The following is a 25104-nucleotide window of genomic DNA, read 5'->3' as shown; positions in this document are numbered from 1 at the left end:
GGTTGCGCGATCGCGACGAGGGTCCCGGGCCCACATGATCGAATTCTGACATGCGCCTTGCAAATTCAATACCCGATCAAGTTGCGGCGTGATCAGGACTTTAGGCCGCCATGCAGTCCCAAAGGACTTAACCCGAAAGAGGTAGAATGCTCATGCGAGGTACAGTCCTCGCACGAAGACGGAAATGCTCGCGAGCCGCCTAAGCGGCCGCCTTGTCCTTCCCCTCGCCTACGCGGGCGGCCAGGGACGCCGCCATGAACTCGTCGAGATCGCCGTCGAGAACCTTCTGCGGGTCGCTGCGTTCGACGTTCGTGCGCAGGTCCTTCACCATCTGGTAGGGCTGCAGCACGTAGGAACGGATCTGGTGGCCCCAGCCGATGTCGGTCTTGCTGGCCTCCGCCTCGAGCCGCTCGGCCTCGCGCTTCTGCAGCTCGACCTCGTAGAGGCGTGCCTTCAGCATCTGCATCGCCTTGGCACGATTTTGGTGCTGGCTGCGCTCCTGCTGGACCGCGACTGCGATGCCGGTCGGGACGTGGGTGATGCGGACGGCCGAATCGGTCTTGTTGACATGCTGGCCGCCTGCCCCGGACGCGCGATAGGTATCGACGCGCAGGTCCTTGTCGAGAATCTCGATCTCGATGTTCTCGTCGACCTCGGGATAGACCCAGACGCTCGCGAAGGACGTCTGGCGCCGGGCATTCGAGTCGAACGGCGAGATGCGCACCAGGCGATGGACGCCCGATTCGGTCTTCAGCCAGCCATAGGCGTTGTGACCCTCGACCTTGAAGGCGCAGGACTTGATGCCCGCCTCCTCGCCCGCGCTCTCCTCGAGCCAACTCACCTTGTAGCCGCGCTGCTCCGCCCAGCGCGTGTACATGCGTGCCAGCATCTCGGCCCAGTCCTGCGCCTCGGTGCCGCCTGCGCCTGAATTGATCTCGACATAGGCGTTGTTGGAATCGGCCTCGCCCGAGAGCAGCGTCTCGAGCCTGGCCTTCGCCGCCTGCTCGCGCGCCTCGCCAAGTGCGCGTTCGGCATCGGCGATCATGGCCTCGTCCTTCTCGGCCTCGGCCATCTCGATCAGGCCCGTGTTGTCATCGATCGCCGCGCGCAGGTCCTTGATGGTGCCGAGCGCGCTCTCGAGCCGCGTGCGCTCACGCATCACGGCCTGCGCTTCCTTGGGATCGTTCCACAGCGCCGGATCCTCGGCGCGCGCGTTCAGCTCCGCCAGGCGAATGACTGCGCGATCATAGTCAAAGACGCCTCCTCAGGAGCGCCAGCGACTCCTCGATCTCGTTCACCATCGCCTGACTTTCGGCGCGCATTGCTGCTCCTCTTGTGGACCGCGAGCCTCCGGCTCGCCCTGCTCATGTCCGGAAGATCAATAGGTTTCGCCGGTTCCGGTGAGCGTGCCGCGCGGTCCGCCGCCGCTCGACGACATCGGGCCGCCAGCTTCCGACGGGTCTATACCCGAAAGGGAGGCGGAGCCGTCAAGCACCTGCTGCTGACCGTCGCCGCTGGGCTCGGTGCCGGGCTTGAAGAACTCGTCGATGACGTTGGGATCGCCCGGCCAGGCGGGCTGCCCGGTGTCGTGATCGACGCGCACCAGCCGGAGACCCGGCGGTACGCGGAACGGCGTCGGCGGCTTGTCCTTGTAGACGACCTTGGCGATGCGCTCGTAGATAGGCGCCGCCGTAAAGCTGCCCTGCTCGTTGCGACCGAGCGTGCGCGGGTCGTCGAAGCCGACATAGACGCCAATCGTGAGGTCGGGGGTGGAACCGAAGAACCAGGTGTCCTTCGAGTCGTTGGTGGTGCCGGTCTTGCCCGCGATCGGCCGGCCAAGTGCCGCGAGCTGAGCGGCGGTGCCGCGCGTGGTCACGCCCAGCATCATGTTCACCACCTGATAGACAGAGGCCGGGTCGTGGAACGGCTGGCGCGGATCGACGATGCGCGGCGGCGGGGGCTTCTGGCCATCGGGCGCCGGCCCACAGCCTTCGCAGATGCGCGGCTCGTGCCGGTAGATCGTCTTGCCCTCGCGATCCTGCACGCGGTCGATCAGGCTGGGCGTGATGCGCCGCGCTCCGTTGGCAAGCTGGGCATGGGCCATGGTCATGCGCAGCACCGTGGTGTCGACCGCACCCAGCGCCATCGGCAGATAGGCGCTCATGTTGTCGGCGATGCCGAATTCCTTGGCGACCTCGACCACGCGCTTCATGCCCATCTGCTGGGCCATGCGCACCGTCATGAGGTTGCGCGACTGTTCGAGACCGCGCCGCACGGTGGCAGGGCCGAGCGGAGCCTCGTTCTGGTAATTACCGGGGCGCCAGATCGGCTGACCATAGCCGGGGTTGTATTCGAACGGCGCGTCGAGCACGAGCGTCGAGGGCGTGAACCCGGCGTCCATCGCCGCGAGATAGACGAACGGCTTGAAGGACGAGCCGGGCTGGCGCTGCGCCTGGACGGCGCGGTTGAACTGGCTCATGCCATAGGACCAGCCGCCCGACATCGCGAGGATGCGGCCGGTCTGCGGCTCCATCACGATCACGGCGCCGTTCACGTTCGGCACCTGGCGCAGGCCGTAGGTGTTGGCCGGATAGGGCTTGTTGCTGGCGTCCTTCTCGACCTTCTCGACCACGATCACGTCGCCCACGCTGACGACGTTGGCGGGCCGTCCGGGACAGGCGCCCAGCGTCTGGTCGGGGCCGGTCTTGCAGGCCCAGCGCATCTCGGCGAAGGGCACGGTGCCCGTGCCGGTATTGGTGCCGTCGTCGGGCAGGCCGCCGATCACCGCCGCCTGCGGCTCGACCTTGGTGACGACCGCGAGCTGCCAGGTGGACGGGCCGTAGAGCGGTCGGCGCTGCTGGATGCGCGCGAACTCCTCCTGCCAGTCGGCGCCCATGTCAGCGATCTTGGCGTAAGGCCCGCGCCAGCCGTGGCGGCGATCGTAGGCGATCAATCCCGCCTGCAACGCCTTGTCGGCGGTCTCCTGGATCGCGGGATCAAGCGAGGTCATGACCGTGAGGCCGCCCTCGTACAGGCCCTTGTCGCCGTAGGCCGCCAGCAGGTTGCGCCGCGCCTCCTCGGCGAAATAGTCGGCCGTCACGACCTCTGTCGGCCCGCGCTTGCGATACTGCAGCTTCTCCGCCTTGGCGGCCTTCTCCTCGGCGCCGGTGATATAGCCATCCTCGCGCATGCGGCCCAGCACGTAGTCGCGCCGCGCATAGGCTTCCTGCGGATTGCGCACGATGTTGTAGCGGTTGGGCGCCTTGGGCAGGCCGGCGAGATAGGCGATCTCCGACAGGCTGAGCTCGCCCAGCGACCGGTCGAAGTAGTTCAGTGCCGCCGAGGCGACGCCGTAGTTGCCGGAGCCGAGGTAGATCTCGTTGAGATAGAGCTCGAGGATGTGGTCCTTGGAGTAGGTCTGCTCGATGCGGAAGGCGAGGATGGCCTCGCGGATCTTGCGCGAGAGCGTGGCCTGGTTGGACAGCAGGAAGTTCTTGGCGACCTGCTGGGTGATGCCCGAGGCGCCCTCCGGCCGCTTGCCGGGATTGGCGAGGTCGGTGATCGCAGCGCGGGTCATGCCGATGAAGTCCACGCCGGGATGGCTGTAGAAGCGCTGGTCCTCGGCCGAGACGAACGCCTCGAGCAGCCGTTTGGGCATGGCGGCGACGGGCACGAAGATGCGCTTCTCGCGGGCGTACTCGGCCAGCAGGCGACCGTCGGCGGCGTAGAGCCGCGACACGGTCGGCGGCTGGTAGTCGGCGAGCTGCTTGTGATCGGGCAGGCCATGGCTGAAGTGCCAGAACAGGCCCGCCACGGTGCCGATGCCGACGATCAGGCCGGCCAGGCAGAAGGCCAGCAGCACTTTGACGAAGCGGATCACGGTCACCTTCTACGCGAGCCCTGCAGGGAGCGGCAACCTGCGGCGCCGGCCACTTCGGGGACAACGTTCCAAGCGTGGCTGCGACTTATGCCTTTCTTGTGGCAGATGCGGCGGCGAAATAGGCGTCGACGGAAGCCCTGAGCGCGCGGCCGAGCGCCGCCTGGTGCTGCGGCACGGTCAGAAGCTTCTCGTCGAAGCGGTTGGAGAGATAGCCGAGTTCGACCAGCGCCGCCGGAATATCGGGCGAGGTGAGCACGGCAAAACCCGCCTCGCGATGGCTGTGCGGCAGCAGGCGCACGCCGCTGCGGCCGAACGTCTCCACGATCGTATCGGCAAAGCGGCGCGAATCGTTCACGGTGCCGCGCTGGGACATCGCGACCAGCATCTTCGCCACGGTGTCCGAATGGCGGCTGAGGCGCAGGCCGGAGCCGCCGCTGTCGTTCTCGCGCGCCGCCAGTGCTTCGGCTTCGCGGTCGCTCGCCTCTTCGGACAGCGTATAGACCGAGGCCCCGCGGACGTCCGAGTCGGGATGCGAATCGGCGTGGATCGACAGGAACAGATCGGCCTTGGCATCCTCCGCCCGGGCGACACGCTCGCGCAGGGGAATGAAGGTGTCGTCGGCGCGGGTGAGGACGACACGATATCGGCCACCTGCCTGAAGCTGGCGCCGCAGGTCGTACGCCACCTTGATGACGACGCGTTTCTCCTGCGTACCGCGCAAGCCGAGCGCGCCCGGATCTTTGCCGCCATGGCCGGGATCGAGCACGATGAGCTTGGGTTTGGGTACGAGCTTCTTCTGTTTCTTGATCGCCGGCGACGCCGGCTTCTTCCCCGACCGGGCGAACGCCGAGTCGGCGCCAAAAAACCAGGTTCCCAGAGCAAATGAAGCAGCGATCAGATCGCGACGGCGAACATCGGGCATAGTCGGCGCCAGTCGGCCAGAGGGGTTCAGTTCTTATGAAGCTTTCTTAAAGTAAAACATGAGAGCCCATGCAAATTCAATGTTTTTCAGTTAGTTATGCGACGATTTGCACGGCCTCAACGTTTGGGTTGTCGCTTTTTCGCGAACCCCGTATGTTGCGATCCGCGAGCAGTCGCCGTCGTTCGAAGCGCCCTCCCGAGGAGGCCGCGCTCCGACGGCAGCCCCGCCGGGCCCCTTCCCCAAGGCAAGGTCCGCGGGATTGTCAGGCAGGCGGTGGCTATCAGGAAACTCGAGGTCGGCAGGATCTGTACGGTCCGGCGGCGCGATGCTTCCCCGTCTTGGCCTTGTGTTCGGCCGTTCGACGGGTCGATGGCGCACCGTCCCCCTCGCGCCAGAGAGGCGGCAAGGCGGCCGGTTGCTCGCGCCGGTCGGCACTTTGCCCCTCGGGAGCGAGCCCATGGCAAGGCGCATGCTCATTGATGCCAGCCACCCGGAGGAGACACGGGTGGTCGTCGTCGACGGAACACGTCTGGAAGAATTCGATTTCGAAACCGCGGCGCGCAAGCCGCTCAAAGGCAACATCTACCTCGCCAAGGTGATCCGCATCGAACCGTCGCTGCAGGCGGCGTTCGTCGAGTATGGCGGAAACCGCCACGGCTTCCTCGCCTTCTCGGAAATCCATCCCGACTACTATCAAATCCCGATCGCCGACCGCGAACGGTTGATCGCCGAGCAGCAGCGCCTGCACGAGGAAGCCGAGGACGAGCCGGAACCTCGGTCCAACAAGGTCGACCGCACCGATATCGAGGAAGTCCGCGCCGAGCGCGCCGAAGCGGTCGCTGCGGCCGAGGGACTGCACGCCGAAGAGCCGCGCGGCGAGAGCGAGAGCGACGGCGCGGAGGAGTCTGGCTCCGACGCCGCGGCTTCCGAAGTCGCGGCCTCCGAAGCTGCCGTTGCCGAGACACCGGCCGTGGCCCCCGAACCGGCGGCGACCGTCGAACCGCCGCCGTTCGAGGCTCCCGGCGAACCGGTGCCGGTCGATGTCGTGGAGAGCGCGCAGCCCGCAACGATTTCCAGCGATCGCGTCGACGGGCCGGCGGAGGGCCCCTCGGTCGAGGCGGCGGGCGAGCCTTCCGATGTGCCTGCCGTGACGGCGAAGGAGAACGACCCGGCGGAAGCGCCGAGCGATCCCGGCGAGGCACCGCAGCCCGAGGTCACGGTCGAGACGCTGGGCGGCGACGATGCCGCCGGCGAGGAGCGCGAGACGCGCGAGCGCCGCCGCCGTCATCCGGTCCGCACCTACAAGATCCAGGAAGTCATCAAGCGCCGGCAGATCCTGCTGGTGCAGGTCGTGAAGGAAGAGCGCGGCAACAAGGGCGCGGCGCTCACGACCTATCTCTCGCTCGCCGGGCGCTACTGCGTGCTGATGCCCAACGCCGGCCGAGGCGGCGGCATCTCGCGCAAGATCTCCAATCCCAACGACCGCAAGCGCATGAAGGAGATGCTGGCGCAACTCGACGTGCCGCAAGGCATGGGCGTGATCCTGCGCACAGCCGGGCTCGAGCGATCCAACATCGATATCAAGCGCGACTATGAGTACCTCTCGCGCCTCTGGGACTCGATCCGTGAGCTCACCATGCGCTCGACGGCGCCGGCGCTGATCTACGAGGAAGGCGATCTGATCAAGCGCTCGCTGCGCGACGTCTACGATACCGACATCGCCCAGGTGCTGGTGGAGGGCGAAACGGGCTTCCAGGCAGCGTCCGAGTTCATGCGCCAACTCGTGCCGCATCAGGCCAGCAAAGTCGAGCAGTACGACGAGCCGATCCCGCTCTTCCACCGCTACCAGGTCGAGAGCCAGTTCGACGCCATGCACTCGCCCGTGGTGCAGTTGCGCAGCGGCGGCTACATCGTCATCAACCCGACCGAAGCGCTGGTCGCCATCGACGTCAACTCCGGCCGTTCGACCAAGGAGCGCAACATCGAGGAGACGGCGCTCAGGACCAACGTCGAAGCGGCCGAGGAAGTGGCGCGCCAGGTGCGCCTGCGCGATCTCGCCGGCCTGATCGTGATCGACTTCATCGACATGGAGGAGACGCGCCACCAGCGCCAGGTCGAGCACAAGGTCAAGGAGGCGATGCGCAACGACCGTGCGCGCATCCAGATCGGCCGCATCTCCGCCTTCGGCCTGCTCGAGATGTCGCGGCAGCGGCTGCGGCCTTCCCTGCTGGAGCACTCCACCGAGATCTGCCCGCACTGCGCCGGTACCGGCCGCGTGCGGTCGATCGAGTCGGCGGCGCTGCATGCGCTGCGCGCCATCGAGGAAGAAGGAGTGCGCCGGCGCGCGAGCGAGATTGCCGTCAGCGTGCCGCCCAACGTCGCCCTCTACCTTCTCAACCAGAAGCGTCACACGCTGTCGGAGATCGAGAAGCGTTACGGCTTCAGCGTCTCGGTCGAGGCCGACGACGAACTGCATGCCGCCGACTGCGAGATCGAGCGCGTGCGTTCGCGTCGCGGTGAGGACCAGCGACCCACGCCGGAGCTTGCGCGCGCGAGCTATGACGCGGTCGAAGGCGAGGCCGCCGAGGCCGGAGCACCCGAAGCTGGCGGCGAAGGCGCCGGCGGCGAGGACGATGGCGAAGGCCGCGAAGGCGGTCGCGGCCGGCGTCGCCGGCGGCGTCGCCGACGCGGCGGCCGGCGCGACGACCACGATCAGGCGTCGAGCGAGGGCGACGGCGAGCAGCCCTATGCGGCAGGCGACGGCGCCGACGAGCCCGACGCCGGGGACGACCCGGCGCGCGGAGAACAGGACGCGGAAGGCGAAGAAGCCGGTGTTCAAGCCGCCGAGGAGCGCGCAGAAGAAGAACGCCATGACGGCGACCGCAGACGTCGGCGGGGGCGCCGCGGCGGACGGCGGCGGCGCCGTGAGAACGGCGAAGGCGATCCGGGTGATCACACAGATGACCACCGGGCGGACCAGGCAACGTCCGACCAAGAGCCGGTTCTTTCGGCCGATCAACCGGTCTCGCCGCCGGCGCCGATGAACGGCCAGCCGGTGAACCAGATGGAGGGCGCCCACATGCCCGTGGAGCGGCCGCCCTATGAACCTCAGCCCGCAATGACGTCCGAGAGCGTGGTCCCGCCACCGCCGCCGATCGCGCCGCCATCGGAGCCGGTCGTCGCGGCGGCGCCGCAGCCGGTGCCGGCGCAGACCGAACCGGCGCCTCCGGCCGTCGTCATTCCGACGATCTCCGCCGATACCCCGCCCGAGAAACCCAAGCGCGGCTGGTGGCGTCGCTGATCTGACATCCCTTAGGAGAACCCCGCGCAGTCAGGACTTTTCACTTCTTGGCTGTGCCGGTGCTTCTGCCGGCCGCGTTCGTCGCGCTGATCGCCGAAGGCCGCCGGTCATCGCCTATGAGGGCTGACCTCCCTCGCCCCCCGCGGCAAGCCGGACCCGCTTCCTGCGGCGTCTCGGCGACCATTCCCGCGCCCTCTGAAAGACAACGTAGAGCATCGGAATGAGGAAGATGCCGATGGTGCTCGCGACCAGCATTCCGGCAAACACGGAGGTGCCGATGTCACGGCGGCTGATCTGGGCCGCGCCATGGGCGAAGACCAGCGGCACCAGACCGAGGATGAACGCGAACGACGTCATCATCACCGAGCGAAATCGCATGCGCGCGCCCTGCTCGGCCGCCTGCACGATGGCGACCCCTTCCTCGCGCCGCGACTTTGCGAACTCGACGATCAGGATTCCGTTCTTGGCCGCCAGCGCGATCAACACGACCAGCCCGATCTGGGCATAGAGATCGAGCGTCAGCCCGGCGACAAGGATGCCGCCGTAGGCGCCGAGCACGCCGACCGCCACCGAGAGCAGAACCGGCATGGGAATGATCCAGCTTTCGTACAGCGCGACCAGGAACAGGAAGGCGAAGACCACGGCCATGGCGAGAATCAGCCCGGTCTGACCGCTCGCCTCGTGCTCCTGATAGGCGGTGCCGGTCCATTCGAAGCCGAAGCCTGCCGGCAGCGTCCTTGCCGACACCTGCTCCATCGCCGCCAGGGCGTCGCCGGACGATCGGCCGGGTGCGGGGCTGCCATTGATGGTGATCGAGCGATAGTTGTTGTAGCGCGTGATCACCTGGGGGCCGACGACGATGCGAACGTCGGCGATCGAGCGCATGGGCACCATCTCGCCCTGCCTGTTGCGGATCTGGATCTGCCAGATGTTCTCGATCCTGCGGCGATCGTTCGCCTCGCCCTCGATGTTCACCTGCCAGGTCCGGCCGTAGAGGTTGAAGTTGTTGACGAAGAAGCCGCCCAGCGTCGCCTGCAGCGCGGTGAACACGTCGTTCATGGACAAGCCCAGCGCCTGGGCCTTGTCGCGGTCGATGTCGAGGAAGACCGAGGGCGTCGTCGCGGTGAAGGTCGAGAAAACGCGCGACAGGCGGCTGTCCTGGTTCGCCGCCGCCACCACGCCCCGCATGACGTCGCCAAGCTTCACCGGATCCTGACCCTCGAGCGCCTCGACCTGGTACTCGAAGCCACCGCTGGTGGAGAGGCCGATGATCGGCGGCAGGTTGAAGGCGACGATGGTTGCCGTGCGGATCTGCTGGCCCTCGGCAAACATGCGCTGGATCAGGGCGTGCGCGGAGTCGGCGGCCGCCGGCCGATCCTCGAAAGGCTTGAGCTTGGCCACGAGGAAGCCGGTATTGGCCTCGTTGGCGCCATCGAGCAGCGAGAAGCCGATCACGGCGAAGACATCCTGCACCTGGGGCATCGACTTCAGCACGCCTTCGACCTGGCGCACGGTCTCGCTGGTGCGCGCCACCGACGCCCCGTCCGGCAACTGTACATTGAGGAAGAATGCGCCCTGGTCCTCTTCCGGCAGGAAACTGGTGGGCGTTATGCGCGCCAGTCCCAGGATGCCGCCACCGATCAGGAGCACCAGGGGAAGCGAAAGGATGGCGATGCGCACCAGCCGCCGCACAACCGCCGCATAGCCGTCTCGCGCCTGATCGATGCCACGGAGCACCCAAGCGACCGGACCGCGCTTGGCCGGCTCGTGACGGAGGAAGATCGAGCACAGCGCGGGCGACAGGGTAAGCGCCACGACCGCCGAGATCAGCATGGCGATGCTGATGGTGACGGCGAATTGGCGGAAAAGCTGGCCCGAGATTCCGGGGATGAAGGCGACCGGCACGAACACGGAGAGCAGCACCAGGCTGATGGCGATGATGGGGCCGGTGATCTGACCCATCGCCTTCAGCGTCGCCTCGCGCGGGCCGAGCTCGGGCTCCTCCTGCAGCACCCGCTCGACATTCTCGACCACCACGATCGCGTCGTCGACCACGATGCCGATGGCCAGGACCATGGCGAGCAGCGAAACCGTGTTGGCCGAGTAGCCCACCGCCAGCAGGAACGCGAAGGTCCCGATCAGGCTGACCGGGACGGCGACGGCAGGAATGATGGTCGCGCGGATATTGCCCAGAAACAGATAGACGACCAGGACAACGAGGACAAAGGCCTGCCCCAGGGTCAGCAGCACCTCGTGGATCGTGTCCTCGACGAACACGGTCGAATCGTAGACCACGCGCGCCCTGAGGTCGGGTGGGAAGCGCGCGCGAAGGCGGTCGAGCGTGCGCCCGACGGATCGGGCAGTCTGCACGGCATTGGCGTCGGGCGAGAGGTAGAGTGCGATGCCGACCGACGGCTGGCCGTTGATGCGGGTCTCGGTGTCCTCGTTCTGCGCCCCCATCTCGACGCGCGCCACGTCGCCGATTCGCAGCACCGACCCGTCCGGATTGGCGCGCAGCACGATCTTGGCGAACTGCTGCGGCGCGGTGAGCGTCCCTTCGGTCTGCACGTTCATCTGGAATTGCTGGTCATTGCTCACCGGACGCGCCCCGATGCGGCCTACGGGAGCCTGCACATTCTGCGCCCGGATCGCTTCGACGACGTCGGACGGCGAGAGATTCAGGCTGGCCAGTCGCTGCGTGTCGAACCAGATGCGCATCGAGTAGTTCAGCTTGCCGAACAGGAGGGCCTGACCTACCCCCGGCACGCGCACCAGCTCGTCGAGCACGTTGATGGTGGCGTAGCTGGTGATGACCACCGGGCTCAACTTGCCGGTCTCACTGTAGAGGTTGAGAAACTGCAGGATGGCGGCCGACCGCTTGATGACCGTCAAACCCTGAAGCTGCACGGCCTGGGGAAGTTGCGGGATCGCCGTCTGCACGCGATTGTTGACGTTGACCGTGGCCGTGTCGGGATTGGTGCCGACCGCGAAGCTGACGGTGAGATTGTAGCTGCCGTCGTTGCCGCTGGTCGACTTCATGTAGATCATCTTGTCGACGCCCACGATCTGCGCCTCGAGCGGCTGGGCGACCGCCGCCTCGACGACGGCGGCCGAGGCACCGGGATAGTTCGCCGAGACCTGCACGCGCGGCGGCACGATGTCGGGGAACTGGGCGACCGGGATGCGGGTCATGGCGATCCCGCCGGCGATCGTGATGACGATGGCGATGACGACGGCGAAACGCGGCCGCTCGATGAAGATTGCGGAGATCATCGGCCGGTCGGATCAGTTCGCGCGCGTGGCACGCGCACCGGCGGGCGGCGCCGCAGGTCCCGGCGAGACGAGCTGGCCCGCCCGCACGCGCTGGATCCCGTCGACGATGACCTTCTCGCCCTCGCTGAGCCCGCTCGTCACCGACGCAAGGGCCGGCGTGGATTGGCCGAGCTTGACGCGCCGCTGTTCGGCCTTGTTGTCGGCGCCGACCACGAAGACGTAGTCGCCCTGCTGGTCGGCCAGTACCGCGGCCCGCGGCACGGTCAGGACCTCCGTCGGCTCCGGCTCCTCGAGGATCACGGTCACCAGTTCGCCGTCGACCAGCTCGCGGGCGCCCTGTGCCGCCTGCGATACACGCGGGTTGGGCACGGCGCCGCGCAGCGTCATCGTATCGGTGTTGGCCGATACGGAATTGTCGACAAAGTTGAGCTTGCCGGTTTGGCCATAGATCCGGCCATCGGGCAGGCGCAATCGGACAATCAGCGTACCGGTGTGCCGAACCGTGCGCTGCTGCAGCTCAATCGCGGTACGTGTCGAGATCGGGAAGACGACATACATCGGGTCCTGGCTGACGATCGAGGTCAGCACGCCCGAGAGCGTGCCCGGCCCGACATAGTTCCCGACCGTCACCGACGTCCGCCCGATCTTGCCGTCGATCGGCGCGCGGATCTCCGTGTAGCCGAGATTGATGGTCGCCTGCTGGAGCTGCGCCTCGGCGCCCAGTACCTGGGCCTGCAACGCCTGTTCGTTGGCCACGGCCGTATCGACATTGGCCTGCTGGCCGGCCGGCGTCTTCAGCAGCGCTTGGGCGCGGGCCAGCGTCGATTGCGCGTTCAGCAACTGCGCCTTGAACTGGGCGACGGCCGCCTGCCTGGCCTGAACGTCGGCGCGGAACGGCGCCTGCTCCAGCCTGAACAGCAGATCACCCTTCTTGACCTCGGCGCCTTCCGTGAACAGGACCTCTTCCAGGAAGGCGGCGACGCGAGCCACCAGATTGACCCGGTTGGTGGCCTGAATGCGGCCCACATATTCGCTCGATTGGGTGATCGAATGACGGGCGGCGTCGACCACGCCGACCGCGGGGGCCTGTTGGGCTTGTTGTGCCGCAACGGAACCGGTGGCCAGCAATGCCAGGACCAACCCGGCCCGTGCAGCGCGAAGCCAACGCATCAACCTGACTTGTCCCAGAACAGCCTTCCCCATATGTCGGCCGATCAGGCCCTTGTGTGCATTCTACAGCCTTGCCCGCGACGCTGCAGCAATTCGGCAGAGCCTGCAGGCGCGCAGGCGCCGCTTTGCCATCACGACTTCACGATTGGATACTCGGACATCGAGCATGACAACCCGGCACCGGGCCGGGAGCAGCGGCTTCATGCAGGATCGGTCGCTCCTTCTCGGCTCTTTGCCTGTCGGAGCGGCAACGAAGTGGCCGAAATCCGCAGCTCCGGCATGGCTGGTCCCGGGGACGCGGCATCGTCATACTTGCCGAATGACGACCCGTCATCCCGCTCTTGCTGCCGGCCGCGCGGCCGTGGTTACGGGCGCCGCCAGCGGTATTGGCCTTGCTGCGGCGCGTCGCTTTGCTGCATTCGGCCTCAAGGTCTGCCTGGCCGATCTCTCGGCCGAGCCGCTGAATCGTGCCGCCGAAGAAGTTGCAGGAATGGCGCCCGGCGGCCGCCAGGCTGTCCTCGCCATGCCGACCGATGTCAGCAAGCTCGATCAGGTGCGGGCGCTGAAGGACAAGGCCTACGACTCATTCGGCGAGGTCGGCATCCTGATGAACAACGCCGGGACGGCGCCGGGCGGTGGTCCGTGGGACCACATTGAACGCTGGCGCAAGGTGCTCGAGGTCAACCTGTGGGGCGCGATCAACGGTGTGCAGACCTTCGTTCCGGCGATGCTCGCGCAAGGAACGCAATGTGCGATCGTGAACACCGGCTCCAAGCAAGGGATCACCTGCCCGCCGGGCGACACGGCCTACAACGTCAGCAAGGCGGGCGTGAAGGTCCTCACGGAAGGCCTCGCCCACAGCCTGCGCAACGAAGAAGGCGCACGCATTACCGCACACCTGTTGATCCCCGGCTCAACCTTCACCGGCATGACGGCGCGCGGTCGTACTGAAAAGCCGGCCGGCGCCTGGACGCCGGATCAAGTGGTCGACATGTTGATCGAGGGCATGAATCGCGGCGACTTCTACATCCTCTGTCCCGACAACGAGGTCACCCGCGGAGTCGACAATCGCCGCATGCATTGGGCGATGCAGGACATCATCCGGAACCGGCCGGCGCTGTCGCGCTGGCATCCTGACTACAAGGAGTCGTTCGAAAGCTTTCAAAAGAGCGGCGAGGACCCCGCGTCATAGGATGACGTCGATAACCTCTGAATGACCGTGCGCCAATATCCAGCTCTTTGTAGAATCATTTATTTTCAGCAAATTATATGATAATATTGATCCAATAAATTAAAAACGGGGCAAAGGCCATGAGTGTGGTCTCTTTCCTTAAATCCCGGTTTGGTCGACCGCCTGAACTTTCACCCGGCAGCGTCTTCGCCATTGGCGGCCAGCCAGAGCAGGACCTCTGGCGCGTCTGCCAGATCCAGCCCTACGTCGGCATCCCTCACGCCAGGATCGAGCAGGTCGCCACCGGCATCACCAAGACGATTGCGGTTTCGGCGCTGCTGGGCGATCGGACGTTCAAGGTCGTTCGCCTGAGCGCCAGCTAGACCACGCCGCCTCAAAAGGCCCGTCGCCTACTTCGCCGACGCGGCTGGCACTGGCTCGCCGCCACTGATATATCAGTGGACATCAGTGACAGAGAATCACAAGAGTGATCACCGTTGGAACAGCTCAGAACCGGTAGACTCAAGACCGTCCGGCGCGGTGCACGCCAGACGGCTTCCGCTCTCGAGCCGCAGGAGAGCTCCCTCACCGACCGGGCGTGGCGAGCGCTCGAGGAGGAGATCGTCACCCTGCGCATCCTGCCAGGGAGTGTCGTCAGCGAGGCGAGCCTCAGCACGCGTCTCGGCTTCGGCCGCACGCCGGTACGCGAGGCGCTGCAGCGTCTGGCCAGCGAGGGCCTGGTTCAGATCCTGCCTCGCCGCGGCATCATCGTGACCGACATCGATGTGGCGGCGCAGTTGCGTTTGCTCGAGGTGCGCCGCGAGATCGAGCGGCTGCTCGCACGCTCCGCCGCGCAGCGCAGCTCGCGGGAGATCCGCGACCGTTTCGACTCGATCGCCGACGAGATGGAAAAGGCGGCGGAACGCGAGGACGACGTGGCTTTCATGCGGCTCGATCGAGCGTTCAATCTGCTGCTGATCGAGGCCGCCGGCAACGAGTTTGCCGCGGCGGCGATGCGGGTCATGAACGGACTCGCGCGCCGCTTCTGGTATGCCCACTACAAGCTGGTCGCCGACATGCCACTCACCGCACGGCTGCATGCCGCTGCCGCCCGGGCCATCGCGGCAGGTGATCCGAGTGCCGCCGCCGTCGCGTCGGACCACCTCATCGACCACATCCAGGACTTCTCGCGCAAGTCGATCGGATAGCCCGCCATGCGCTTCCGTGCCGCCGTTCTTCGCGAGCCTCGCAAGCGGCTTGCGGTCGAGACGATCGAAGCCGGCGATCTGCAGCCCAACGAGGTGGTGGTCCGCGTCGCGGCCGCCGGCCTTTGCCATACCGATCTCGAAGTGATCGACGGCCAGCTCGCCTATCCGATGCCCATCGTGCTTGGGCACGAGACCGCCGGCGTCATCGAGGATGTCGGCAGCGCGGTGAGCCCGAAGCGCCGCGGCGAACGCGTCGTGCTCTCCTGGAATCCGCATTGCGGCCACTGCTTCCATTGCGAGCGCGGTCAACCGATCCTGTGCGAGACCTATGTCGCGAACGGCCCGCAAGCGGTCCAGTTCGACGGCACGACGCGGCTCCGGCTGGGCAGCGCGCCGTTGCGCACCATGTTCTATATCGCAGGCTTCGCCGAGTACGCGATCGTCACCGATGGCTGCGCCATCGCCATGCCCGCCGACATGCCGCTCGATCGCGCCTGCCTGATCGGCTGCGGCGTGATGACCGGGGTGGGCGCCGCGATCAATATCGCCAAGATCGGCTATGGCGATGCCGTCATGGTGATCGGCTGCGGCGCCGTGGGCCTCTCGGCGATCCAGGGCGCGCGCCTCGCCGGAGCCACCACCATCCTTGCCGTCGATCGCAATCGCGAGCGCCTCGCCCTCGCCCGGCAGGTCGGCGCCAACCATGTTGCCGTCGTGCCCGATGACGATGCGCCGGCGATCGCTCGCAGCCTGACGGACGGGCGTGGAGTCGATTGCGTGCTGGAGTCCGCCGGCAATGCTCCGGCATTCCGCCTTTCCGCCGAAGCCTGCCGCACCGGCGGACAGATCGTGTGGCTGGGCAAGACCGGCGTGAACGAGGAAGTCGCCTTCCGCTGGGGTTCGCTGATGGGCGAGAAGCGCATCGTGCGCAGCAGCTATGGTGGCGCCCGCCCGGCGCGGGATTTCCCTCGTCTTGCAAGAGCATACCTCGACGGCAAGCTGCAGCTCGACCCTTACCTCACGCGCCGTCTCCAGCTTGAGGAAATCAATGCAGGATTCGATGATCTCAAGGCCGGGCGTGGCATCCGCTCGGTGATCGTATTCGACCGGTAGGCCGAGCCTTTGACTGCATGACATACAACTGATATATCAGATGCGACGGCAGAGGAGGCGACCATGGAATTGGCTTCGAGCTCGATGTCGGAACGCCAGAGGCACTACCGCGCCAACTACCGCCAGCGCGTGGCCGGCTGGTACAACGGCTATCTCCATATCGCGATCATCTACATCATCGGATTCACGGCACTTTACGTCTACCTGTCGAATCTCGACCGCGTCTCGCCGCTCGAATGGCTGACGGTGCCACTCACCTTCCTGTTCTGCAATTTCTTCGAATGGTGGCTGCACCGCTACGTGATGCATCGCCCGTCGCAGAACGCGGTATTTCGCGCGGTCTATAACCGCCACACGCTGATGCATCACCAGTTCTTCACCGACAAGGAGATGCGCTTCGCCGATCATCTCGACTATCGCGTGACATTCTTCCCGCCCTATGCGCTTGCCACCTTCACCCTGATGTCCATTCCCGGCGCCATCGTGCTGGGACTGCTGTTTGGCGCCAATGTCGGCTGGTTGTTCATCGCCACCACGACCTCGGTCTATCTGATCTACGAGTTCATGCATTTCTGCTGCCACGTCGACGAAAACCCCTTCGTGCGCCACATGCCGTTCGTCAATACGCTGCGCCGTCATCACGTCGCGCACCATGCCCAGTCGATCATGATGGAGCGGAACATGAACCTCACCTTCCCCATCATGGATTGGGCGTTTGGCACCTCCGATCTCAACCGCGGCCTGCTCGGCACGCTGTTCAACGGCTACAACACCGCCTACGTGAAGAACGACATGCGCAAGACCTCACGCACACCGCGTCCGCAACGCACCACCGGTCTGCGGCCGGCCGAATAGCCCGGAGGATGCCATGCCTTTCCGCGTCAAATTCCCCCTCACCCTGGCCGTCGCCCTGGTAGCGGTCGCCGGCTGGTTCTACATGGGCTATCTTGGCCAGATAGGGCCGCAATGGGCCGTGGCCTTTCTCGGGCCATTCACGGTCGTATCGCTCTGGATCTTCCCCGAGGTCGCGCGGCAGCCGTCCGACGTGAAGGCGCCGAAGAAGGCGCCGTGAAAATCTATACAGGCGACCGCACGATCGACGGCATCCAGGTGCTGGTCGATGGCAAGCCGCTCGATGCGCGCACCGACCTCAAGGCCTTGTCGAAGAACGGCTTCGAGTGGAGCTACGAGGGCCCCGAGCCGGCGCAGCTCGCATTCGCCCTCCTCGTCGACCACCTTGGCGACGCGAAGCGCGCCGAGGCCCTGCACGAGGTCTTCATGCGCGAGATCGTCGCCAATTTCGACAACAGCTGGCAGCTCACCTCTGCCGACATCGACGCCGATCTCGCGGTGCTTGCCCGTTAGCGCTCGCGGTCAGGCGGCGTACCGGCTCGCGCTCAAGGCCGGCCACATGGCCTGCGGGCCGGCTTTGGCATAGGCCGAGCCGATCTTCTCGCCCCAGAAGGTCTCGCTGCCGAAATCGCGGCGCCATACCCAGAGCCGACGGGTGTAATGGTGCAGCACATGTTCGTGGGTGAAGCCCATGGCGCCCATCGACTGATGAGCAATCGCGGCGATGCGCTGCGCGAAGTCCGAGGCCTGCGTCTTGGCCGCCGCGATCGAGAAGCCGCCGCCCTCCGCCAGCCCGCCTTCGTCGGCGTCGCGCGCGGCGGCCTCGGCCGAGGCGATGGTGGCGGCAACACAACTCGCGAGTTCGGCCAGCATGTGCTGGATCGCCTGGAAGGTCGAGATCGGCCGGCCGAACTGGACGCGCTGCTTGCAGTATTCGACGGCGGTGGCCAGCACCTTGTCGGCGGCACCCGCCATCTGCATCGCCCGCACGAGAGCCGCCAACTCGTAGGCGCGGTCGACGCCGAGTGGCGAGCTGCCCACGAACTCGCAGGTGGCATTCTCGAAACTGACGGTGCCGTAGGGCTCACCCGCATGGCTCGGCGTGTCGGTCACCGTGGCGCTGCTCGCGGGAATGACGGCGACCTTCGGCCCATCGGAGGTGTTCGCGACGGTGATGAACCGACGGGCCACCGATGCGAACGGCACGCGCTCGACGATGCCGTTCAACCGATTGCCGGCGAGGGCAAGGGTTCCCAAAGCCACCGTGCTGGGACCGGTCGCGGGCGTCGCGCCAGCCGCTGAGACCAGGAGATTGGCAAGGGCCGTCTCGGCGAGCGGCACCGGAACCGCGTGGGCGCCGGCAAGGCGCAGCACGGCCAGCATGTCCCCCAGGCTGCCGCCGGCTCCGCCTTTGTCCTCGTCGACAGCAATCAGCGGCAGCCCCATCTCCTCGATCGCCTTCCAGAAATCGACGGGCCAAATGTCCTTCTCCACGCCGTTCACCACGTCTCGGCCGCAGCGCTCGGTGAAAAAGCGGTCGGCCGTTTCCAGAAGCATGTCGCGCGTTTCACGATCCATCGTCGGTCTCCCCGCTCAGCGCAATCCCAGTCCGCGGGCAACGATGCCGCGCAGAACCTGGGTCGTGCCGCCCTGGATGGTGTAGCTCGGCGCCATCATGGTTGCGTACTGGGCGACGTCGAGGAAGTCGGCCATGTCGTCCTCGGTCGTCGCATCGGACTCGGCGAGCAGACGCGCGACTTCCGGCAAATCCTGCTGGTAGATGGTGCCAAGATCCTTCACGAGCGATGCCTCGATGGCGGGGGACTTGCCGCCCTGCATCATGCCGGCGACGGCGACCGACATTTGCCGCAGGGTCCAGAGCCGCGCGATCAGTCGACCGAGCACGGATGAGGCGCGCTTGGCCGGCTGGCGGCCCAGCACGCGCACCAGCTCACGCAGCACGTAGAAATTCTGCAAAAAGCGCTCGGGACCGGAGCGTTCGAAGGCAAGCTCGCTGGTCACCTGCAGCCAGCCATCGCCCTCGTTGCCGATCAGGCAGCTCTCGGGAATGAAGGCGTCGCTGAACGTCACCTCGTTCCAGTCGTGCCGGCCGGCGAGGTTGATGATCGGACGGATCGTGACGCCGGGCGTCTTGAGATCGACCAGGATCTGACTCAACCCCTTGTGCCGGTCGCCGTGCTGGCCCGACGTGCGCACGAGGGCAATGCAGTAGTGGTTGCGGTGCGCGCCGGACGTCCAGACCTTGGTGCCGTTGACGCGGAAGCCGCCAGGCACCGACTCGGCGCGCGTGCGCACCGATGCAAGATCGGAGCCCGAGTCGGGCTCGCTCATGCCGATGCTGAAATAGCATTCGCCCCTGGTGATACGTGGCAGGATGGCCTGGCGTTGTTCCTCGCTGCCGAAGCGCAGCAACAGGGGCCCCGACTGCCGATCGGCGATCCAATGCGAGCCTGCGGGCGCGCTGTTTCCGAGCAGTTCCTCGGTGACGACGTAGCGATCGAGAAAGCTTTTCTCCGATCCACCGTACTTCTTCGGCCAGGTGATGCCGATCCAGCCGCGCCTGCCGAGCTCGCGACTGAACTCCGGCGAGGGTGTGTTCCAGCTTGAAAACCGATCCTCGGTCTTGATCCGGGGGAGGGTATCCTTGAGGAAAGTCCGAACTTCCTCGCGCAGCGCCTCGGCCTCCGGCGGCAGGTGAAACGGCGGAAATTCGAGCTTGGGGATGGACATCGTCGTTCTCGACAGTTGGACCGATCCTGTCTGTCGGCTAATGCTAGGATGCGCAACCACGGAGTTTCGAAGATCGAATGCCGCGCCGCCCGCCCCGCCTGCCGCCGCTCCTGGCGGAATTCGACGATGAGGAGCGGGAAGCCGTGCTGGTAGCCAATCGCTCATTCTACCGCGCCTTCAACGAGCGCGACTACGACGCGATGAACCTCCTTTGGGCACCGTCGGGAGCAATGGTCTGCCTGCATCCGGGGCAAGCGCCGCTGCTTGATCGCGTCGAGATCATGGCGAGCTGGCGCGCCATCATGCGCCATCCCGAATCACCGCGCATACGTTGCACGGACGAATGGGTCGTAGGGCGCACCGGACTTGCCATCGTCGTGTGCCGTGAAATCCTGGCCAACGGCCAGCTCATGGCCACCAACAGCTTCGTTCGCCTGACCGACGGCTGGCATATTCTCGCTCATCATTCAGGACCCGTTCCCCCGGTCGAGCGCGGACAGGGCACCGCCGCCTCCGCAGGACCGCCGTTGGGCGATCGACGCAAGCTTCATTAGCGCAGGCTGCCGAGCGGACCGTCCGGAGCCAGCAGCGGCTTCAGGGTCGCATAAGGTATCTCGACGGTGAACGGGCCGGATACATACGGTCCGACGACATAGGCATCGAAGATGAGTTGCAGCCGGTCGTGGCGATAGTAGTAGTGGCCCGGCTCGAGCAGCAGCTTGGCGAGCTTGTCGGGCTCGATCGCGTCGTCGAAGCCCGGCTTGCCGTCGTTGAACTGCTTCCTGAGATTGGCATGCACCAGCGGCACCAGCGTCTCGAGCCAGCTATCGCCCTTGGCGAAGACGGCGCGTGGAGGCACGGCCTGCCCTGTGCGCAAGTCCACCAGGGAGGCATTGGTTCCACTCATGCCATGGGCGCCGCCAGTGTAGCTATAGAACTTGGCCGCCACGGCGATGGCGTTGGCAGACGGCCGTTGCAGGGTGAAGCTCTGGTCGTATGTCCATACCTGCTCGAACGACGCATCCGCGCCGGCCTGGCGATCGGGAATCGCTTCATCGCCCGCCTCGCGGGAGCGGTCGGCGAAACGACGGTTCAGGCTCGAAAAGTCGGCCGTCGTTCCGTCGAACTGCGGCCACGTCGCATCGACGAGGTAACCGATCTTGCCCACTTTGCCCTGCTTCAGCAGGGTTTGCTCGCTGACGAAGGGATAGGAGCGTTGGCCGAAGGCGTCGAGATTTTCCAGGCGGGCCTCATAGCGTTGCCGGAGGCAGCGCGCGATTTCCTCCGCGCCGCCGGTGCAGGCCCTGTTCCGGAACATGAGCCAATTCGTCTGATCCTTGACAAGATGATCCCTGGCGGCACCGCCAAGCTTGCCGGCAAGGGCATTGTATGTGGTCGCCATCGTGCGATCGGCCTTGGCGAGTCCGGGCCGCGCGCAGATCGTCTGCTCGATCGCGTTCGAAGCCTTCGAGCAGTCGAAGCTCGGGCCGGACTGCGCCCGTGCCGGCGCAGCGATCGCCGAGGCCAGCAGCATCGCGGTCGCGATCCTCATTTCGCCCTCCATGCCCTCAGGCGGCGCACGGCCTCCTCCATTTCGGCCGCCGAGCCAGCAAACGAGATGCGCAATGTCCCGGCACCTCGCGCCCGATCGAAGTCCACGCCCGGCGTCGTCGCCACGCCTGCTTCCTGCAGCATGCGCTTGCAGAAGTCGCGGCTGTCGTTGGTGAGATGCGAGACGTCGGCATAGAGATAGAATGCGCCCTGGCCGGGCGTCAGACGATCGAGTCCGGCCGCCGGCAAGCCCGCCAACAGGAGATCGCGGTTCGCGCGATAGCGGCGGACATGACCATCCAGTTCTTCACGGCACTCGAGGGCCGCCAGCGCCGCGTGCTGGCTGAGGGTCGGAACGGAGATGAAGAAGTTCTGCGACAGCCGCTCGATCGGCCGCGCCAGCTCGGGCGGCACGACCAGCCAGCCGACGCGCCAGCCGGTCATCGAAAAGTACTTGGAGAAGCTGTTCACCACGATCGCCTGTTCCGATACTTCGACCGCAGAGGCCGCCGCGCCCTCATAGACGATGCCATGATAGATCTCGTCGGAGATCAGCCGCACCTTGCGCGCCTCGCACCAGCGCGCAAGGGCGCCGAGCTGGGGGCCCGTTACCATCGTGCCTGTGGGATTGGACGGGCTCGCGACGATCAGTCCGGCGATCGGTCCGGCCTTCTCGAGCGTCTCGACCGTCGGCTGAAACCGATCGGCCGCCGACGTCGGCAGATCGACCGCCTCGAGATCGAGCGCGGCCAGGATGTTGCGGTAGGCGGGATATCCCGGGGCGGCGAGCGCCACGCGGTCGCCGGCATCGAAACTCGCCAGAAAGGCGAGCGGAAAGCCGCCGGACGAGCCGGTGGTGACGATCACCCGCTCGGGCGAAACCTCACAGCCGTACGCATCGCGATAGTGCTGCGCGATGCGCTCGCGCAGCGCCGGCAGGCCGAGTGCCGCGACGTAGCCGATGCGATCGCTGTCGAGCGCTGCATGCGCTGCAATCAGCGCACCTTTGGGTGCCGGCGTGCTGGGTTGGCCGACCTCGAGATGGATGACGGTGTCGCCCGCCGCCTCCCTCTCCGCCGCTGCCGCCATCACATCCATGACGATGAAGGGATCGACCAGCCCCGAGCGGCGCGACGTTGGACGTGGCATGGGTGGTATCACCGCTCCGTCGCCAGCAAAGCCAGGCCCACACCCGCGGGATCCGTTCCAGCCTGGCAAGTGGCTCCGCCGCTCCGTATACCGTAGGGACAGGCGATCGCATTCACGTAACCGCCATGGCCCGCGTTCCTCGCCAGCACCGCGCGGACCGGAAGCTTCTCGTCGACAGTGGCGCGGGCGACCATGCCCGTCACATAGCTCGCGGCCGGGGAGCCGCCACCCGCTCCGGCAAATCTCACCTCGCCATTGTTGGGGTTGCCAATGACAACCGGGCTCACCGCCGTGCTGTCGGGCGTCGGCGCGCCCAGCAGCATGCCGGTTCCCGGCACCATCAGCCGCGTGCCGAAGAGCTGTCCCATCGAAAGACTGCAAGCAGCGGCGTTGCCTTTGTCGTCGATTGCCGCCAGGCCGGAAATGCCGCCCGAATCGGTCGGCACGGCGGCAGATGGCGCGGATTGGCCATTCCAGCCAGCCAATGCGGTCGCCCCGCCCATCGGCGGCGGTGCGACATAGACGCGAAAGCCGCCGTCGCTATCGGAAGCTGGTGGTCCGGACTGCGGCACCGCGTTGCGCAGGGTCTCGACCGGCAGGCTTCCGCCGAGTTGCGCGACCTGATCCGACAAGCGGCGTGCAAAGTTGCCCTGGAAGAAATCGACGCCGCTGCCGCGCCGGACGGCGGCGAGAGTGACGGCAAGATCAGACTGAACGAGATTGGCGCCCTGGGCCAGCATGGCGCCATTCCGGGTGAAGGCGCGGCGCGCCTCGTCGCTCAAAGCGCCGCCGCCCGCGGCCAGGTCGCGCGCCAAGGACCGCGATACGGGCATGCCCAGGCTCGCAAGCTTTTCGCTTGGTGCCACATCAAATTCCCAGCGGGCCTGACCGTGGCGAATCTGCATCAGCGCAATTGCCCGGACCGCGGTCGGAACGGTGAATGCCACACCTTTGATCGGGCCCGGCGCTGCAACCGGACCAAAGACGAAGGTCTCGGCTGCTCTGCTCTTCGCATCATGGACGATGCAAGCGCCGGATGCGCCGAGGCCCGCGGCCGAGGGCAGCGTTACCGCCATGGCGAAGAACATCGCAACGGCAGCATCGGTCGCATTGCCGCCGCCCTGCAGGATGGAGCGACCGACCTCCGCGGCCTGCCCCTCGTCGGCCGACACCGCGGCGAACTTTTCCTTACCGCCGAAGATGTCGCTGTAGCCCGCGCGGATCGGTGATGATCCCGAAGGATTGATCGCGTTCTGGCGATCCGTCTCATTTCCGCCACAAGCCGACAGCAAAAGCAGCGCACACAGCGCCAGGCTGGCCAATTGACGACTCGATCCGGTATTCCTAGCCTGCGCGCAACGCGTGCCGCCCGTGCTCAAACGCATCATCATCCTCTTCTCTCTCGCGCTGTTCGCGCTGGCGCCGTTTCGTGCCGCGACCGCACAACAAGGTCAACGTCTCAATCTCGTCCGCGACGCCGAGATCGAGAACACGATCCGCACCTTCTTGACGCCGATCTGGCGGGTCGCCGGGCTCGACCCGGAGGCGGTGCAGATCATGATCGTCCAGGACAACAGCCTCAATGCTTTCGTGGCTGGCGGACAAAGGATCTTCATCAACACCGGCCTGCTGATGCGCACTGAAACGCCGAACCAGCTGATCGGCGTGCTGGCGCATGAAACCGGCCATATCGCAGGCGGCCATCTGGCGCGCCAACAGGAAGAGTTGCGCAAGCTGAGCACGGTGCAGATCCTCGAAATGCTGCTCGGTGGCGCCGCCATGGCCGGTGGTGCGGCCGCCGGCGGCGGGATGGGCCGCGGCGGCCCGACGGGACCGGGCAGCAAACCCATTCCGGGATCGCTCTATTCCTTCCTGCAATACTCGCAGGCGCAGGAGGCGTCGGCCGACCAGGCGGCCATCACCTATCTCGAGCGCACCCATCAGTCGCCCAGGGGCGCAGCGCAGTTCCTGCGCATCCTCGAGCACCAGGAGCGCCTCCAGATCGGACGGCGCGATGCCTACCTGACGGACCACCCGCTCACGCCCGAGCGCATCGACACCTTCGAGCGGGCCGTCGCGCGCTCGCCCTATGCGAACACGCCCGATTCGCCGCAGTTCGTCGAGATGCACGCGCGGATGGTGGCGAAGCTCCTTGGCTTCACCGCGCCTTCCGTCGCGCTGCAGCGCTACAGCGAGGGCGACCGTTCCGTGCCGGCGCGCTACGCGCGGGCCATCGCGCTCTATCGCACCGGATCGCTGGGGTCGGCGTTGCTCACCATCGACGGATTGCTGAAGGAACATCCCAACGATCCGTACTTCAACGAACTGAAAGGGCAGATGCTGTACGAGAACGGCCACATCAACGAGGCCGTGCCGGCTTACCGGCGGGCCGTGCAGTTGCTGCCCGGCGCCGGCATCCTGAAGGTCGAGTTCGCCGCCGCCCTGCTCGAGACGCACAACGCGACCAACGATCAGGAAGCCGTTCGCAACCTCGAGATCGCCCGACAAAGCGAGTCCGACAGCCTCGAACTCTGGCGGCTGATGTCGATCGGCTATGCGAGGCTGAACAACCGTGGCATGACCTCTCTTGCCCGCGCCGAAATGGCGGTTCTGCGCGGGCAACGGGCGGAGGCGCAGGCGCTCGCCGACGGCGCGATCCGCGAGTTGAAGCCGGGTACGCCCGCTTGGCAGCGCGCCCAGGACATCAAGGCCTACATCGACTCACGACCGAGCCGTCGCTGAGCGGCAGCGAACAGACAATCC

At 66.2% G+C, this 25104-nt stretch carries 20 protein-coding genes; 10 read left to right on the top strand and 10 right to left on the bottom strand.

The features are described 5' to 3' along the window. Window positions 1-199: 199 nt before the first annotated feature. The 3 genes from prfB to VH499_RS00375 form a co-directional block, all read right to left on the bottom strand. A protein-coding gene (gene prfB / locus VH499_RS00385; RefSeq protein WP_333783819.1) for a peptide chain release factor 2 occupies window positions 200-1322 on the bottom strand; the annotation gives its coding sequence in 2 pieces (ribosomal slippage) (window positions 200-1252 and window positions 1254-1322; 1122 coding nt in all). Window positions 1323-1378: 56 nt separating this feature from the next. Continuing rightward, on the bottom strand, window positions 1379-3880 hold the full coding sequence (locus tag VH499_RS00380; protein WP_332050687.1) for a penicillin-binding protein 1A: 2502 nt from the start codon (window positions 3878-3880) through the stop codon (window positions 1379-1381). Window positions 3881-3965: 85 nt separating this feature from the next. Next, window positions 3966-4802, bottom strand: a complete 837-nt coding sequence (locus VH499_RS00375) for an N-acetylmuramoyl-L-alanine amidase (RefSeq protein WP_332050686.1) — start codon at window positions 4800-4802, stop codon at window positions 3966-3968. Window positions 4803-5259: 457 nt separating this feature from the next. On the opposite strand from VH499_RS00375, the gene VH499_RS00370 reads away from it, so the two are divergent. Beyond that, entirely contained in the window at window positions 5260-8103 is a 2844-nt protein-coding gene (locus tag VH499_RS00370) for an Rne/Rng family ribonuclease (protein WP_332050685.1), read from the top strand. A 114-nt stretch (window positions 8104-8217) separates the two neighbouring features. Here the strand turns inward: VH499_RS00370 and VH499_RS00365 are convergent, their stop codons facing one another. Continuing rightward, a complete protein-coding gene (locus tag VH499_RS00365; RefSeq protein WP_332050684.1) occupies window positions 8218-11376 on the bottom strand; it encodes a multidrug efflux RND transporter permease subunit in 3159 nt (1052 codons plus the stop codon). Window positions 11377-11388: 12 nt separating this feature from the next. Then, window positions 11389-12546: an efflux RND transporter periplasmic adaptor subunit gene (locus VH499_RS00360; RefSeq protein ID WP_332050683.1), complete on the bottom strand. Its 1158-nt coding sequence runs from the start codon at window positions 12544-12546 to the stop codon at window positions 11389-11391. A 319-nt stretch (window positions 12547-12865) separates the two neighbouring features. On the opposite strand from VH499_RS00360, the gene VH499_RS00355 reads away from it, so the two are divergent. The 7 genes from VH499_RS00355 (at window position 12866) to VH499_RS00325 (ending at window position 17403) form a co-directional block, all read left to right on the top strand. Further along, window positions 12866-13738: an SDR family NAD(P)-dependent oxidoreductase gene (locus tag VH499_RS00355; protein WP_332050682.1), complete on the top strand. Its 873-nt coding sequence runs from the start codon at window positions 12866-12868 to the stop codon at window positions 13736-13738. A gap of 119 nt (window positions 13739-13857) precedes the next feature. After that, complete coding sequence (locus tag VH499_RS00350) at window positions 13858-14100, top strand: hypothetical protein (RefSeq protein ID WP_332050681.1); 243 nt, start codon at window positions 13858-13860, stop codon at window positions 14098-14100. 114 nt (window positions 14101-14214) lie between these two features. After that, window positions 14215-14925 (top strand): GntR family transcriptional regulator, encoded by a 711-nt coding sequence (locus VH499_RS00345; RefSeq protein ID WP_332050680.1) that lies wholly within the window; start codon window positions 14215-14217, stop codon window positions 14923-14925. 6 nt (window positions 14926-14931) lie between these two features. Then, window positions 14932-16038, top strand: a complete 1107-nt coding sequence (locus VH499_RS00340; protein WP_332050679.1) for a Zn-dependent alcohol dehydrogenase — start codon at window positions 14932-14934, stop codon at window positions 16036-16038. Window positions 16039-16101: 63 nt separating this feature from the next. Beyond that, entirely contained in the window at window positions 16102-16893 is a 792-nt protein-coding gene (locus VH499_RS00335) for a sterol desaturase family protein (protein WP_332050678.1), read from the top strand. Window positions 16894-16906: 13 nt separating this feature from the next. Then, the gene (locus VH499_RS00330) at window positions 16907-17110 is read left to right on the top strand and encodes a hypothetical protein (RefSeq protein ID WP_332050677.1); all 204 of its coding nucleotides are present in this window, start codon (window positions 16907-16909) and stop codon (window positions 17108-17110) included. Then, on the top strand, window positions 17107-17403 hold the full coding sequence (locus VH499_RS00325) for a DUF6166 domain-containing protein (protein ID WP_332050676.1): 297 nt from the start codon (window positions 17107-17109) through the stop codon (window positions 17401-17403). The genes VH499_RS00330 and VH499_RS00325 overlap by 4 nt, the downstream gene beginning before the upstream one ends. Window positions 17404-17412: 9 nt before the next feature. Here VH499_RS00325 and VH499_RS00320 read toward each other — a convergent pair whose 3' ends face one another. Both VH499_RS00320 and VH499_RS00315 read right to left on the bottom strand, forming a co-directional pair. Next, complete coding sequence (locus VH499_RS00320) at window positions 17413-18468, bottom strand: acyl-CoA dehydrogenase family protein (RefSeq protein WP_332050675.1); 1056 nt, start codon at window positions 18466-18468, stop codon at window positions 17413-17415. A 15-nt stretch (window positions 18469-18483) separates the two neighbouring features. Continuing rightward, entirely contained in the window at window positions 18484-19641 is a 1158-nt protein-coding gene (locus VH499_RS00315; protein ID WP_332050674.1) for an acyl-CoA dehydrogenase family protein, read from the bottom strand. 77 nt (window positions 19642-19718) lie between these two features. Here VH499_RS00315 and VH499_RS00310 point away from each other — a divergent pair, with 77 nt between their 5' ends. Continuing rightward, a complete protein-coding gene (locus VH499_RS00310; RefSeq protein ID WP_332050673.1) occupies window positions 19719-20195 on the top strand; it encodes a nuclear transport factor 2 family protein in 477 nt (158 codons plus the stop codon). Here the strand turns inward: VH499_RS00310 and VH499_RS00305 are convergent. From VH499_RS00305 to VH499_RS00295, 3 genes are read right to left on the bottom strand one after another with little or no spacing between them, the layout of a single operon-like run. Beyond that, on the bottom strand, window positions 20192-21193 hold the full coding sequence (locus tag VH499_RS00305) for a DUF3298 domain-containing protein (protein WP_332050672.1): 1002 nt from the start codon (window positions 21191-21193) through the stop codon (window positions 20192-20194). The genes VH499_RS00310 and VH499_RS00305 overlap by 4 nt on opposite strands. Continuing rightward, window positions 21190-22341 (bottom strand): pyridoxal phosphate-dependent aminotransferase, encoded by a 1152-nt coding sequence (locus VH499_RS00300; RefSeq protein WP_332050671.1) that lies wholly within the window; start codon window positions 22339-22341, stop codon window positions 21190-21192. Before VH499_RS00300 ends, VH499_RS00305 begins: the two co-directional genes overlap by 4 nt. A gap of 8 nt (window positions 22342-22349) precedes the next feature. Continuing rightward, window positions 22350-23663, bottom strand: coding sequence for a gamma-glutamyltransferase (locus tag VH499_RS00295; protein ID WP_332050670.1), 1314 nt, complete (start codon window positions 23661-23663; stop codon window positions 22350-22352). A gap of 49 nt (window positions 23664-23712) precedes the next feature. Between VH499_RS00295 and VH499_RS00290 the strand changes: the two genes are divergently transcribed. After that, window positions 23713-25083, top strand: a complete 1371-nt coding sequence (locus tag VH499_RS00290) for a M48 family metalloprotease (RefSeq protein WP_332050669.1) — start codon at window positions 23713-23715, stop codon at window positions 25081-25083. Window positions 25084-25104 lie beyond the last annotated feature (21 nt).

The organism is Reyranella sp., assembly GCF_036558665.1.
GTDB lineage: Bacteria > Pseudomonadota > Alphaproteobacteria > Reyranellales > Reyranellaceae > Reyranella.
The sequence above is the reverse complement of the archived record's forward strand: the minus strand, read 5'-3'. Positions and strand labels throughout refer to the sequence as shown.

What these genes read in the sequence shown, in the direction of transcription:
- VH499_RS00370 (WP_332050685.1), top strand. Translation starts at nt 5,260, where the DNA reads ATGGCAAGGCGCATGCTCATTGATGCCAGCCACCCGGAGGAGACACGG.
- VH499_RS00330 (WP_332050677.1), top strand. Translation starts at nt 16,907, where the DNA reads ATGCCTTTCCGCGTCAAATTCCCCCTCACCCTGGCCGTCGCCCTGGTA.
- VH499_RS00350 (WP_332050681.1), top strand. Translation starts at nt 13,858, where the DNA reads ATGAGTGTGGTCTCTTTCCTTAAATCCCGGTTTGGTCGACCGCCTGAA.
- VH499_RS00340 (WP_332050679.1), top strand. Translation starts at nt 14,932, where the DNA reads ATGCGCTTCCGTGCCGCCGTTCTTCGCGAGCCTCGCAAGCGGCTTGCG.
- VH499_RS00360 (WP_332050683.1), bottom strand. Translation starts at nt 12,546, where the DNA reads ATGCGTTGGCTTCGCGCTGCACGGGCCGGGTTGGTCCTGGCATTGCTG.
- VH499_RS00335 (WP_332050678.1), top strand. Translation starts at nt 16,102, where the DNA reads ATGGAATTGGCTTCGAGCTCGATGTCGGAACGCCAGAGGCACTACCGC.
- VH499_RS00305 (WP_332050672.1), bottom strand. Translation starts at nt 21,193, where the DNA reads ATGAGGATCGCGACCGCGATGCTGCTGGCCTCGGCGATCGCTGCGCCG.
- VH499_RS00375 (WP_332050686.1), bottom strand. Translation starts at nt 4,802, where the DNA reads ATGCCCGATGTTCGCCGTCGCGATCTGATCGCTGCTTCATTTGCTCTG.
- VH499_RS00355 (WP_332050682.1), top strand. Translation starts at nt 12,866, where the DNA reads ATGACGACCCGTCATCCCGCTCTTGCTGCCGGCCGCGCGGCCGTGGTT.
- VH499_RS00300 (WP_332050671.1), bottom strand. Translation starts at nt 22,341, where the DNA reads ATGCCACGTCCAACGTCGCGCCGCTCGGGGCTGGTCGATCCCTTCATC.
- VH499_RS00315 (WP_332050674.1), bottom strand. Translation starts at nt 19,641, where the DNA reads ATGTCCATCCCCAAGCTCGAATTTCCGCCGTTTCACCTGCCGCCGGAG.
- VH499_RS00310 (WP_332050673.1), top strand. Translation starts at nt 19,719, where the DNA reads ATGCCGCGCCGCCCGCCCCGCCTGCCGCCGCTCCTGGCGGAATTCGAC.
- VH499_RS00365 (WP_332050684.1), bottom strand. Translation starts at nt 11,376, where the DNA reads ATGATCTCCGCAATCTTCATCGAGCGGCCGCGTTTCGCCGTCGTCATC.
- VH499_RS00320 (WP_332050675.1), bottom strand. Translation starts at nt 18,468, where the DNA reads ATGGATCGTGAAACGCGCGACATGCTTCTGGAAACGGCCGACCGCTTT.